The organism is Pigmentiphaga sp. MLSB6-MA01 (assembly GCF_058793475.1).
The window spans coordinates 257,806-269,985 of sequence record NZ_JBXAFV010000007.1 but is presented as its reverse complement, the minus strand read 5'-3'; the positions used below and the strand labels follow the sequence as shown (position 1 = coordinate 269,985).

General features: G+C 68.2%; 12 protein-coding genes. 5 read left to right on the top strand and 7 right to left on the bottom strand.

All coding sequences use genetic code 11. From position 1 onward, the window contains the following. Nucleotides 1-266 precede the first annotated feature (266 nt). A complete protein-coding gene (locus AC1Q6E_RS14055) occupies nucleotides 267-575 on the bottom strand; it encodes a hypothetical protein (RefSeq protein WP_152800170.1) in 309 nt (102 codons plus the stop codon). Nucleotides 576-714: 139 nt separating this feature from the next. After that, nucleotides 715-1,326, bottom strand: coding sequence for an NAD(P)-dependent oxidoreductase (locus AC1Q6E_RS14050; RefSeq protein WP_492572962.1), 612 nt, complete (start codon nucleotides 1,324-1,326; stop codon nucleotides 715-717). 295 nt (nucleotides 1,327-1,621) lie between these two features. On the opposite strand from AC1Q6E_RS14050, the gene egtD reads away from it, so the two are divergent. Continuing rightward, a complete protein-coding gene (gene egtD, locus AC1Q6E_RS14045) occupies nucleotides 1,622-2,641 on the top strand; it encodes an L-histidine N(alpha)-methyltransferase (RefSeq protein WP_296556312.1) in 1,020 nt (339 codons plus the stop codon). Further along, complete coding sequence (gene egtB / locus AC1Q6E_RS14040; protein WP_492572961.1) at nucleotides 2,638-3,912, top strand: ergothioneine biosynthesis protein EgtB; 1,275 nt, start codon at nucleotides 2,638-2,640, stop codon at nucleotides 3,910-3,912. Before egtD ends, egtB begins: the two co-directional genes overlap by 4 nt. Nucleotides 3,913-3,965: 53 nt before the next feature. On the opposite strand, the gene AC1Q6E_RS14035 is transcribed toward egtB, so the two are convergent. Next, the gene (locus AC1Q6E_RS14035) at nucleotides 3,966-5,402 is read right to left on the bottom strand and encodes an RNA polymerase factor sigma-54 (protein ID WP_152800174.1); all 1,437 of its coding nucleotides are present in this window, start codon (nucleotides 5,400-5,402) and stop codon (nucleotides 3,966-3,968) included. A 217-nt stretch (nucleotides 5,403-5,619) separates the two neighbouring features. Here AC1Q6E_RS14035 and AC1Q6E_RS14030 point away from each other — a divergent pair, with 217 nt between their 5' ends. Then, entirely contained in the window at nucleotides 5,620-7,011 is a 1,392-nt protein-coding gene (locus AC1Q6E_RS14030) for a phospholipase D-like domain-containing protein (protein ID WP_152800175.1), read from the top strand. A gap of 51 nt (nucleotides 7,012-7,062) precedes the next feature. Here the strand turns inward: AC1Q6E_RS14030 and AC1Q6E_RS14025 are convergent, their stop codons facing one another. Next, nucleotides 7,063-8,103: a sigma-54 interaction domain-containing protein gene (locus AC1Q6E_RS14025; RefSeq protein ID WP_492572960.1), complete on the bottom strand. Its 1,041-nt coding sequence runs from the start codon at nucleotides 8,101-8,103 to the stop codon at nucleotides 7,063-7,065. A 328-nt stretch (nucleotides 8,104-8,431) separates the two neighbouring features. On the opposite strand from AC1Q6E_RS14025, the gene AC1Q6E_RS14020 reads away from it, so the two are divergent. Both AC1Q6E_RS14020 and AC1Q6E_RS14015 read left to right on the top strand, forming a co-directional pair. Further along, on the top strand, nucleotides 8,432-9,817 hold the full coding sequence (locus AC1Q6E_RS14020) for a sigma-54-dependent transcriptional regulator (protein ID WP_152800177.1): 1,386 nt from the start codon (nucleotides 8,432-8,434) through the stop codon (nucleotides 9,815-9,817). A 95-nt stretch (nucleotides 9,818-9,912) separates the two neighbouring features. Then, on the top strand, nucleotides 9,913-10,533 hold the full coding sequence (locus AC1Q6E_RS14015) for a hypothetical protein (protein WP_152800178.1): 621 nt from the start codon (nucleotides 9,913-9,915) through the stop codon (nucleotides 10,531-10,533). A gap of 22 nt (nucleotides 10,534-10,555) precedes the next feature. Here AC1Q6E_RS14015 and AC1Q6E_RS14010 read toward each other — a convergent pair whose 3' ends face one another. The 3 genes from AC1Q6E_RS14010 to rsxB are packed head-to-tail and all read right to left on the bottom strand — an operon-like array spanning nucleotide 10,556 to nucleotide 12,177. After that, complete coding sequence (locus tag AC1Q6E_RS14010) at nucleotides 10,556-10,816, bottom strand: hypothetical protein (RefSeq protein WP_492572959.1); 261 nt, start codon at nucleotides 10,814-10,816, stop codon at nucleotides 10,556-10,558. Between the two features lie 33 nt (nucleotides 10,817-10,849). Further along, a complete protein-coding gene (gene nth, locus AC1Q6E_RS14005) occupies nucleotides 10,850-11,491 on the bottom strand; it encodes an endonuclease III (RefSeq protein ID WP_152800180.1) in 642 nt (213 codons plus the stop codon). Nucleotides 11,492-11,532: 41 nt separating this feature from the next. Then, nucleotides 11,533-12,177 (bottom strand): electron transport complex subunit RsxB, encoded by a 645-nt coding sequence (gene rsxB / locus AC1Q6E_RS14000; RefSeq protein WP_492572958.1) that lies wholly within the window; start codon nucleotides 12,175-12,177, stop codon nucleotides 11,533-11,535. Nucleotides 12,178-12,180 lie beyond the last annotated feature (3 nt).

Below are 12,180 nucleotides of genomic sequence, written 5' to 3'. Positions count from 1 at the left end.
GGGCGGGACAGGGGCGTACTCCCGTTGTACGTTGAGGTCGCCGCCTAAGGTACAGGGCCCGGCCGGGCGTGACAATGATTCGCCTCAACTCGCGACATTTGGTCGCGGGAGGCCGCCGGCAGGAACGCCCCCACGCTTGCCGCTGCGCGGCGGCGCTGCCCCCCGAGGGGGCGCTTTTTGCCTTGGGGCGGCCCGGCGGCAAAAAATGCCCCCACGCTTGCCGCTGCGCGGCGGCAAAAAAACGGCCCCGTTGAAGGGGCCGTTGTTCAGTCGCGGTCGTCGTGCCGCCGGTAGTAGCGTTCTTCCCGGTAGCGCTGTTGGCGCTCCCACCGACGTTCCTGCTCCCACCGGCGCTCGCGCCAGTACGGGTCATAGGGCACGTAGCCGACCGGCCCGGGGACGACCAGGACGGGCGGCGGTGCATAGACCGGTGGGGGGGCCATGTATACCGGGGGCGGGCCATAGACGATGCCGGGCAGGCCGATGCCTATGGATACGCTTACGCGGGCCTGGGCCGTCGCGCTGATGGCCAAGAGGGCGGCGCCCACCAGCCCTGCCATTGCCAGCCGTTTCATGCGGATTCTCCAATACTGCGGTAATCCGACTGTAGGGGGGATCGCGGGTCGGCGGTTTGTGCGGCCTGTTGCAATCGTCGCCACATGTAACGCTCCTGGGACGGGCATCGCGTTTCGCGTTGCCCGCGCGCGACGCCGGTCAGTAGCCGACGGTGAAGCGCCGGCGCGAATGCGCGGGTTGCGCCGCTTCGTCCAGCATGGCGACGGCGAAGTCCTCCATGGAAATCCAGCTGCTGCCGTCCGCGGCGGTCAGCAGCGTGTCGCCGCCGAGCCGGAACGTCCCCGTGCGTTCGCCAGGCACGAACAGCGCCGAGGGCGACAGGAAGGTCCAGTCCAGGTCCTTTTCCGTCCGCAAGGCGTTCAGCCAATCGCGCCCGGCCAGTGCCTCGGGCTTGTATTCGGCCGGGAACGCCGGTGTGTCGACCAGGGCGGCGCCGGGGGCCACTTCCAGGCTGCCCGCCCCGCCCACCACCAGCAGCCTGCGCACGGCGGCCTGCTTGACCGGGCCCAGGACCGCCGCGAGGGGCGTGGAGGCGAAGCGGACGCTGCTGATGACCGCGTCCTTGCCGCGCAAGGCATCGGCCAGCCTGGCGGAGTCGGCCAGGTCGAGGTCCAGCGTGTCCAGATGGGGACGGGCCTCGAGCCCGGAGGCATGGCGGGCGATGGCGGTGACATGGTGGCCGCGGGCCAGGGCTTCCTGGACGAGGCGGCTGCCGACATTGCCGGTGGCACCGATGATGGCGATGTTCATGGAGACTCCTTGGTAACGGTGGCGGGCGGAAGGGATCCGTCCTGACAGTTGTCAGCTTAGGGGTTGTCCCGCGGCGGAAAAACCGGGCCTGTCGCCATAGTTTGTTGCGATTTCCGGTCGAATGCCTCGCCACTTTCGCACGGACGCCGATGGGAGTTACATCCCGTTCTTGTCCCATGGGAGGGGACAGGCGTATAGATAGAACCTCGTCCGACGTCCGGGCCAGGCATCGTGCTTGCTGCCGGGGCCGGAAGGACACGCTGCCGCTGTCCCAAGGAGGCCCATATTGACCACCATGCTTCAAGGTCCCGCGCACAGGATGGCCGGGAACGACACCGCTTTTTCGATGGAAGGCGCGCCGTCGCAGGGACGACGCGCCGATGCGGTGCCGCTCGACAACCGGGCGGAGGAACTGGCCGCCGGATTGTGGGCCGGCCAGGCCTGCATCGATCCCAAGTTCCTGTATGACGCGCAGGGATGCGTCCTGTTCAACGCGATCTGCGAACTCCAGGAGTACTACCCCACGCGCACCGAGCGGGCGATCTTCGAGGCCCACCGCGAGGCCATCGCGCGCGCCCTGCCGACGCGCATCCAGTGGGTGGACCTGGGGTGCGGCGATTGCGCGAAATCCCGCGCCTGGCTTGCGCACGTGGATGCCTGCCGCTACCTGGGGGTGGACATTGCCGCCGATTGCCTGCGCCAGGAGGTGGCCGCGCTGGGCCGAAAGTTCCCCGAGGTCGCGTGCGTGGCCGTGGAGGCCGATTTCTCCGGGCACCTGGACCTGCGCCGGCACTTGACCGATACCCAGGCCTATCCTCCGGTCTTCTTTTATCCCGGGTCGTCCATCGGCAACTTCTCCCCCGAGCGGGCCGTCGCGCTGATGGCCTCGATCTGCCGGCAGGCGGGGCCGCGGGGCAGCCTGCTGATCAGCGCGGACCTGCGCAAGGACCGGCGGGTGATGGAGCGCGCCTATGCCGACGACCTGGGGGTGACGGCGGCGTTCAACCGGAATGTGCTGCGGGTCTGCAATCGCGTGCTGGGCAGCGATTTCCAGCCCGCCGAGTTCGATCACGAGTCCCGCTTCGACGACGGGCATGGCCGCATCGAGATGCGGCTGCGGGCCAGGCAGCGGCAGCGTGTGCGTTGGGGGGCGTCGGAGCGGATTTTCGAGGCGGGGGAAGACATCGTGACCGAGCATTCGTACAAGTACACGCCCGCGCAGTTCGACGCCATGCTGGCGCAGGCGGGTTTCTCGGTACGCAACATGTGGACCGATCCCCGCTCGTGGTTCGGCGTCTTCCTGGCCCAACGATGAACGCGCGCGACGAGGTCTCGGTTCCGGCGCTGCTCGCCCGTCGGGTGGCCGGCGTGCGCGCGGCCACGCTGGGGTTGCTGGACGGCCTGACGCCCGAGGACTGCATGCTGCAGTCCATGCCGGAGGCCAGCCCCGTCAAGTGGCATGTCGGCCATGTCGCGTGGTTCTTCGAGACCTTCGTGCTCGAGCCCTGGCAACCGGGGTTCCGGCCTTTCGATCCCGCCTTCCGCGAGCTGTTCAACTCCTACTATGTCGGCGTGGGCGGACGGCATCCGCGTGGACAGCGGGGGCTGCTCTCGCGCCCGTCGCTGGACCGGGTGATGGCCTACCAGGAGTCGGTGCAGGAGCGCCTGCTGGCCTGGATGGACGAGGCCGCGCCGCCGCGGGCGCTGGCGCTGGTGGAGCTCGGCCTGCATCACGAGCAGCAGCACCAGGAACTGATCGCGACCGATCTGAAGCATCACTTCTGGCACAACCCCTTGCTGCTGCCCGCATGGCGGCCGGCTCCGCCGGATGGGCCGGCGCTGGAACCGGGCCCGCCGGTGTTCCGGCGCCATGAGGCGGGGAGCGTGGATCTGGGGCACGCGGGCGGCAGGTTCGCTTTCGACAACGAGGCACCCCGGCACCGCGCATGGGTAGAGGCCTTCGAATTGGCGCAGCGCGTGGTTTCGAACGCGGAGTATGCCGCCTTCATCGAGGACGGCGGCTATCGCCGGCCGGACCTGTGGCTGTCCGATGGCTGGGACGCGCGCGTCCGGGGCAATTGGGACATGCCGCTGTACTGGATGCGGGACGAGGGCCGATGGCGTTGCTACACCGCGTCCGGGCCGCGTCCGCTGGATCCGGCGGAGCCCGTCTGCCATCTGAGCTACTACGAGGCCGATGCCTATGCCCGGTGGGCGGGCGCGCGCCTGCCGACGGAGCAGGAATGGGAGCGGGCGGCCACCCAGGCCATGGCCGAAGGAAGCTGCCTGCCGGAGGATGGTGACTTCTCCGAGTCGGGCCTGTTGCATCCGGCGCGGTTGCGCGTGGATGCGCCGGGCTTCCTGGGCGGCGTATGGGAGTGGACGCAGAGCGCCTATCTGCCGTATCCGGGGTTTCGTCCCGCCGCCGGCGCGGTGGGGGAGTACAACGGCAAGTTCATGATCAATCAGATGGTGCTGCGAGGCGGATCCTGTGCCACGCCCCGCAGCCACATCCGTGCCACGTACCGCAATTTCTTCGCGCCGGGGGCGCGCTGGCAGTATGCCGGCCTGAGGCTGGCCCGCTGAGTCCGGGACAGGTTCCGCAAGAGGCCCTGTCCCGGTTTCCGCGTCGGAAGGGTTCAAGGCTGTCTGCGCAGATCCGCGGGCGGGAGCTTCATCAGGTCGCGGTATTTGGTGACGGTGCGGCGCGCGACCAAGACGCCCTGTTGCGCCAGCATCCTGGTCAGCGAGACGTCGGACAGCGGATCGCGGTGGTCCTCGGCCTCGATCATGTCGCGGATCAAGGCGCGCACGGCCGCCGCCGAACATCGGCCGCCCGTTTCGGTGGCCAGCTCGCGCGAGAAAAAGTGCTTGAATTCGAAGACGCCGCGCGGCGTGGCCATGTACTTGTTGTTCGTCGCCCGCGAGACCGTGGACTCGTGCAGGTCCAGTTCTTCGGCCACTTTGCGCAGGACCAGCGGCTTGAGCGCGATTTCGCCGTAGTCGAAGAAGGTGCGCTGGTGCGCAACGATGGCTTCGGCCACGCGCTGGATGGTGGCGAAGCGCTGTTCGGCGTTGCGTATCAGCCAGCGCGCCTCTTGCAGCTCCTGCGCCAGCGGCGCCCGGTCGTCGCAGCGGGCCTTGCGGAACAGATGGGCATAGGCCTGGTGCAGGCGGGCCTTGGGCATGACCGCCGGGTTGGTGGTGATCACCCATTGATTCCGTATCTTGCGCACGATCACGTCGGGGACGATATGGTCCGCGCCTTCTTCCAGGAAGGCGAAGCCCGGCCGTGGCGCCAGGCTGCGTATGAGCCGGCAGGCCACCGCCAGTTCCTCGTCGCCGCAGCCGAGCCGGCGGCGAAGCTCCGCCGTTTCGCGGCGCGCCATCAGATCGAGGTAGCGGTCGGCGATCGCCAGCGCCGGCGTGCGTCCCGGTGTCGCCTCGGCCAGCGCCGCCAATTGCAGGCACAGGCATTCGCCCAGGCCGCGGGCCGCGAGCCCCGGCGTGTCCAGGTGCTGGACCAGCTTCAGCGCGACCATCCATTCGTCGTGGGTGGGCGCGGGCAGCACCGACAGGCTGGCGGCCAGTTCGTCGAAATCCTGGCGCAGATAGCCGTCTTCGTCCAGGGCCTCGATGAGAATGTCGGCCAGCAGCCGGTCGCGGTCTCCCAGACGGTAGCCGCACAGCTCCTGGTGGAGGTGGTCGTGCAGTCCCACGGTGCTTTGCGTCCATTGCCCGGCGTCGGGGCGGTCGTCCCCGTCGTCGTCGCGCGCCCGGCCGGATGGGTAGCTGCCGCCATAGGGCTCGGGATCGAACGCGGGGAGGGCGGGTTCGCGCGCCGGGTCGGATTCGGCCGTGGCGCCGCGATCGGCGGGAAACACCGATTCGCCTGCCTGGGCCGCGACGGCGGGATCCTGGTCGTCTTCTTCCAGAAAAGGGTTGCTCGCGATGGCTTGCCGCAACTCCTGCGTGAACTCGAGCGCCGACATCTGCAACAGCCTGACGGACTGCTGAAGCCTGGGCGTCAGGGATAGTTGCTGCCGTACTCGTAGGTCGTAACTGGCTTGAACCAATGCCGTCTCCCAGGCTTGGCCGGACCGCCGGCCGTTGAGCGTCGCAATCCCTGCAACGTGCAAGCTTCGTGCCAATGCGAAGCCGTAGGCGCGGCGCGCGGGACAGTGGAAAATAGCGTGCAGCGCTTGCCGGTTCGGTAAGTTTTACCGGTGCGGATGCCCGCCGGGCAGGGGGTGCCCGACGGAACCGGGCTGTCTCGTCACAGAATGAGAAAAAATGCGAAGCTTCCTGCGCGTTCTCCTGTATGGCCTGTGCGCGGCGCTGTTGTGCCACTGCGCCAATCCGCTGCCCGACCCCGCCAGCGGCGTCGAGCCGCGGCGCAAGGTACGCATCTCCGGCGATGCCGGCCTGCTGACCTACCGGGAGAGCCGCCGCATCATCCAACAGCTGGACGCCCGCGGCCGGGCCGGCGATTTCCTGGCGCGCCATCTGCAGGTCGAGGAAGCCGTTGCCGACACCCCGTTGGTCGTCGGCAACGAAGTGCGCCTTTTCGGCGACGGTCCGAGCACCTATCGCGCCATGGAGGAAGCCATTGGTGCCGCGCGGCGCTTCATCCATCTGGAGAGCTACATCTTCGAGGACGACCGGATCGGCAACCTCATTGCCGAGATGCTGATCGCCAAGCATGCCGAGGGAGTGGCCGTGGCCGTCATGGTCGACGATGTCGGCACGTTCTCCGTCCCCCCCGGCCTCTTCGACCGCATGCGCCAGGCCGGCGTGCAGGTAGTCTTCTTCAATCCGGTCAATCCGCTCAAGAGCCGGGGCGGCTGGTCCATCAACGAGCGCAGCCATCGCAAGATTCTGGTGGTCGATGGCGAAGTCGCGTTCATCGGCGGGATCAACCTGAGCGACGTCTATGCGTCCCGGCCCGTGGCAGGCTCGTCCCGGCCCCACGGCGGCGATGGGCGGCAGGACGCGCCGTGGCGGGACACCCACGTCAGTATCCGCGGGCCCGCCGTCCCCGACGTCGAACGCGTATTCCTGGAAGGCTGGCGCAGCCAGGGCGGGCCGCCGCTGGGCGACATCGATTTCCTGCCGCCACAGCCCCGGAGCGGTCCGCATGTGGTGCGCATCCTGGTCAACCGCCCCGGTTCCGCGGACAACCACGCCATCTACCTGACGCTGCTGTCGGCCATCAACAGCTCGCAGCGGTCGGTGCACATCACCATGGCCTATTTCGTGCCCGATCCGGGCTTCGTCGCGGCCCTGGGCGATGCCGCCCGCCGCGGGGTCGATGTGACGCTGCTGTTGCCGGGGTTCAGCGATTTCTCCATCGTGCTTCATGCCGGCCGCTCCCACTACGAAGAACTGCTGGAGGCCGGGGTGAAGATCTACGAGCGCAAGGACGTGCTGCTGCACGCCAAGACCGCGGTGGTGGACGGCGTCTGGTCCACGGCCGGATCCAGCAATCTCGACTGGCGCAGCTTCACCTTGAACCACGAGATCAATGCCGTGATCCTGGGCGCCGATTTCGGCGCCCAGATGGAAGCCCTGTTCGAGCGCGACAGGCGGGCCTCCGAACCGGTGGCGCTCGAACAATGGAAGAAGCGGCCGCTGTCGATCCGGTTCAAGGAGTTCATGTCGCGGTTGCTGGAACGCTGGCTGTAGCGGCGGGCGGCCCCGGGGCCCGTGCGAGGCGCCTTTGGGCGTGGACAGGTCCTAGGCGTCGCCGCCGTGCTTGTACACGTCCAGCCGGTTGTAGAGCGTCTTGAGGCTGATGCCCAGCGTGCTGGCGGTCTGCCGCTTGTCGCCGCCGAAGTGGGCCAGCGTCGCCAGGATGAGCTCCCGCTGGGCGTCCGGCAGCGGGATGCCCACGGTCAGTTCGAGACTGCCGTCGCGCCGGACCACGCGGCGGTTGCGCGGCGGAGGCTCGGGGTTGCGTACCTTGACTTCGTCGTCGGCAAGGATGAAGGCCCGGTGCACGGCGTTCTTCAGCTCCCGTACGTTGCCCGGCCAGTGGTAGTGGCGCAGGCCGTCCAGTGTGTCCGGGGCGAAGCGCTTGCGGGTTTTCTCGGTCGCGTTGAGCTGGTCGAGGAAGCGCTGCCCCAGCATGTCGATGTCCGCGGGCCGTTCGCGCAGGGCGGGGACGCGCAGCGGGAACACCGCCAGCCGATACAGCAGGTCTTCTCTGAAGCGGCCTTCGCGGACCGCCGTCCGGGGGTCGCGGTTGGTCGCGGCGACGACCCGCACGTCGGCGCAGATCTGCTCCGTTCCCCCGACGCGGTGAAAGCTGGAGGTCTCCAGCACGCGCAGCAGCTTGATCTGCATCTCGGGGGCCATCTCCGTGATTTCGTCCAGGAAGATGGTGCCGCCGGCGGCGCGTTCGAAATAACCCATATGTTGCTGGATCGCGCCGGTGAAGCTGCCTTTTTCGTGTCCGAACAGTTCCCCCTCGATCAGCGCCGCGGGGATGGCGCCACAGTTGACGGGGATGAAGGGGCCGCCATCGCGCGGGCTTTTCTCGTGCAGGGTGCGGGCGACCAGTTCCTTGCCGGTGCCGCTTTCGCCCACGATGAGCACCGTCAGCGAAGTGGGGGCCACTTTTTCGATCTGCTGGTACAACTCCCGCATGGGCTGGGAGGTGCCGTACAGCAGCCCGTAGTGCTGTGTCGGGATCGCCGGGCGCACGGATCCGGTCGCCGCCGGGGCGGCGGGCGCATCAGTGTCCAGGGGCGGTGCCAAGGCTTGGTCAGGGCGCATTGCCTGTTCCTTCCGCTTGAGTCTCCAGGGCGGCATTCCATTCTAAGCAGGGCGCCCCGTATGTCGGAAGCGGGTCGGCCGGGGCATGGTAACGGGCTGTCGCAAGTCCCGTGCAGGCCAGGGAAATTTACAAGTTTTCATGTAATTCTTACCTATTGCTTGCACTTGGGCCAGAGGAGGCTGATCCCTCCCCGCGGCGCGGGCCAGTCTATACAAGGAGTAAGGAATATTGCGATGGACAGCTATTTTCTTCGTAATGACCTGATCCGATGCCTATATCCGCGATAATCGATGGCATTTCGTTCCTTATCGCCAGGAGTCGATCCGCATGCCGCATGTCCTGATCGTGGACGATGAAGCGAACACCCGGGCGGCCCTGGCGGAAATCGTCGGCGCCGAGGGGTTCACCACTGCCGTCGCGGGCGACCTCCGCGAAGCCCGCATCCAGATCGGGCGCCAGACGCCGGACGTCGTCCTGACCGACCTGAAGCTGCCCGACGGCAGCGGCATGGACCTGTTCAAGGAACTGGATCCGTCCATCCCGGCCGAGGTCATCCTGATCACGGGGCACGCCAGCGTGGAAAGCGCCGTGGATGCACTGCGCCTGGGGGCGGCCGACTATCTCATCAAGCCGATCAACATGCAGCGCCTCAAGGCCATCCTGGACCGCATCCCGCGGGCGGGGGACCTGAAGGCCGAGATCGGTTCGCTGCGCGGCGAGCTGCGGCGCTTCGGCCGCTTCGGGCGCATGCTGGGCGGCTCGCCGGCCATGCAGGAGTTGTATGACCAGGTCGGCAAGGTGGCGCCCACCGAGGCGACGGTGTTGCTGATCGGCGAAAGTGGCACCGGCAAGGAATTGGCGGCCCAGACCCTGCACGAGCTGAGCCTGAGGCGCAAGCGGCCGTTCCTGGCGGTGAACTGCGGCGCCATTTCGCCGAATCTGATCGAAAGCGAGATGTTCGGACACGAGCGCGGCAGCTTTACCGGCGCCGAGCGCCAGCACAAGGGCTATTTCGAACGCTCGCACGGAGGCACGCTGTTCCTGGACGAGATCACCGAGATGCCCGTCGAGCTTCAGGTGAAGCTGCTGCGCGTGCTCGAGAGCGGGTTGTTCATGCGCGTCGGCACCAACCAGGAGAGCGAGTGCGACGTCCGCATCATCGCCGCCACCAACCGCAATCCCCAGGACGCGGTGATCGAAGGCAAGCTGCGCGAAGATCTCTACCATCGCCTGAACGTATTCCCCATCCATCTTCCGCCCCTGCGCGAGCGGGCCAGGGATGTCGAACTGTTGGCCCAGAGCTTTCTGGACCTGCTCAACGAGGCCCACAGGTCGGCCAAGGTGTTCTCGCCCGCCATGCTGGCCTGCATGGCTTCGCATGCCTGGCCCGGCAACGTGAGAGAACTGAAGAACTACGTGCACCGCGCCTTCATCATGACCGACGGCGGCCTGATCGACGCCGTGGCGGCGCCCATCCAGCTGGCGCCCGCCGGCAAGGGGGAAAGCGAGCCCATCGTCACGATTCCCGTGGGGATGTCGCTTGCCGAAGCCGACCGGCGGTTGATCTTCGCCACGCTGCAGCACTGTGGAGGGGTCAAGAAGCACGCGGCCGAAGTGTTGGGCATCAGCCTGAAAACCCTCTACAACCGGCTGGAGGACTACGCCGCGGGCGACGCCAGCGAGGCGCAGGTGCAGGACGTGCCGGTTTCCTGAGCGCGTCCGCCGCCGTCCTTCGCGCCGCCGGGCGGGGGGGGGCCGCGGCATGTTATGTGCTGGCAGTTGTCCGTCCGTCATGCGAGGAGACTGCCGTGTCGCTCATCGTCGCTGCCCGTTTCGACTCCTTTCCCGAGGCGGAGGACGCCGGCCGCAAACTGTTCGCCGCCGGCTTCGCCCGGCAAGACGTCTCGATCTTCTTCGTCAATCCCGCCGGCCAGCATGACCGCTATCCGCTGGGCGGCGACCAGGCCACCGACCCGGGAGCGCGCAAGACCCAGCGCGGCGCGGTAGCCGGTGCCGTGGTGCTGGGCCTGGCCGGTGCCGTCATCGGCTCGGTCATCTGGCGGTATGCCGCCGGGTCCGTGCTGGCGCTGGTCATCGCGGTGGGGGTCGGCGCCTACATCGGTTCCCTGGGAGGCGCGCTGTTCGCCACCCGCAGCGCGGCACGCGCCTACCGCGCCGGCCACAGCACCGGGGTGCGGCGGGCCGGCGTGCTGACCGCCGTCCACGTCACCGCCGCGACCGAAGCCGCCGCCGCCCGGGTGCTTCGGGATTGCGAGGGCAAGGACGTGGAGAAGGCCGAGGGCCGGTGGCGCGATGGCGACTGGGTGGACTTCGATCCCGTGGCCGCGCCCGTGCTGAGCGACAAAGTGCAGGCGCGGCCGCCAGAGGCCCCGGAGGCGCGCGGACATCGCGCCATGCAACATCATTGAGTCGTCCGAGGGGACCGGCGCTTCAACGGGCGCGGGTCGCGTCGTCCTCGTCGTCGCCGGGGTGCGAGCGGGCGAGACGTTCCTCGTCCACCACTTCGTCGGGCAGCACATCGCTGCCCGTGCGCTCTTCTTCGTCGAGGCCGGCCGGGCCGGTGGCGGCCTTGTCCTCGGGCAGCCCGGGGACGCTGCCGGAGCCGGCGGGGCCGCCGGGGCCGGGCTTGCCGTTCTTGGCGCTATCGCCGGGCCGGTTTTCGCCGGTGGCTGGCAAGGTGCGGGTGGACATGGCGGACTCCTTTTCACATGCCCGCCGCGCACCTCAGGCCGCGGCGGGCGTCTTGTCCTTATATTCGCACAGGTCGGCGATGCCGCACTGCGGGCATTTGGGCTTGCGCGCCACGCATACGTAGCGCCCATGCAGGATCAGCCAGTGGTGGGCGTCGAGCAGGAACTCCTTGGGCACGACCTTGAGCAGCCGGTCTTCGACCTGGCGGACGGTCTTGCCCGGCGCGATGCCGGTGCGGTTGGCGATACGGAAGATGTGCGTATCGACCGCCATGGCCACCTGCCTGAAGGCGGTGTTGAGCACCACGTTGGCGGTCTTGCGGCCCACGCCCGGCAAGGCTTCCAGCGCCTCGCGGTCGGCCGGGACTTCGCCGCCGTACTGCTCCAGCAGGATGCGACAGGTGGCGATCGCGTTCTTGGCCTTGGTCTTGTACAGGCCGATGGTGCGTATGTACTGGCAGAGGCCTTCCTCGCCCAGGGCCAGCAGCCGCTCGGGGGTGCCGTGCTCGGGAAAGAAGCGGCGCGTGGCCAGGTTGACCGATTTGTCGGTGGCCTGTGCCGACAGCAGGACGGCGATCAGCAACTGGAAGGTCGAACCGTATTCGAGTTCGGTCTGGGGGGACGGATTGGCGGCGCGCAGGCGCTCGAAGATCGCTAGTCGTTTGGCGGCGTTCATGCGGACACGGCTCGGGCCGTTGTTGTGATGGGAGGACGGGATCAGTGCGCGCGCCGGGCACGGGCCCGGGCGAGGACGGCCTCTAGTATGGCACGCTTGCGTTCGGCGGCTTCGCCGCCTCCGGCGGACGGGGCCGGCATGACGGGGGACGCCGGTTCGCGCACGGCCGATCGCGCGCGCAGCCGCTCCTGGTCCTCGTGGCTTTCGCGGGCCAGGCGTGCCTGGCGTTGCCGATAGCGCGAGCGGGCCGAGGCGGCATCGTCATCGGTCCACGCGCGCGCCGGCTCGACCGGTTCCATGACGATGCAATCGACGGGGCAGGGCGCCACGCACAGGTCGCAGCCCGTGCACAGGGCCGCCAGCACCGTATGCATGACCTTGTTGGCGCCCACGATGGCATCCACCGGACAGGCCTGGATGCAGAGCGTGCAGCCTATGCAGTGCTGCTCGTCGATACGGGCCACCTGCAGGGGAAGGTGCAGGCCCCGCGTTTCGTCCAGGGGCAGGACGGGCTTGCCCAGCACCGTTGCCAGTCGGGCGACGCCGATGTCGCCGCCCGGCGGGCAGCGGTTGATCGGCGCCTCGCCGTCGACCAGCGCCTGCGCATAAGGCCGGCAACCGTCGTAGCCGCATTTGGTGCACTGGGTCTGCGGCAGTTGCGCATCGACGAGGTCGATCCGGTTCACGGC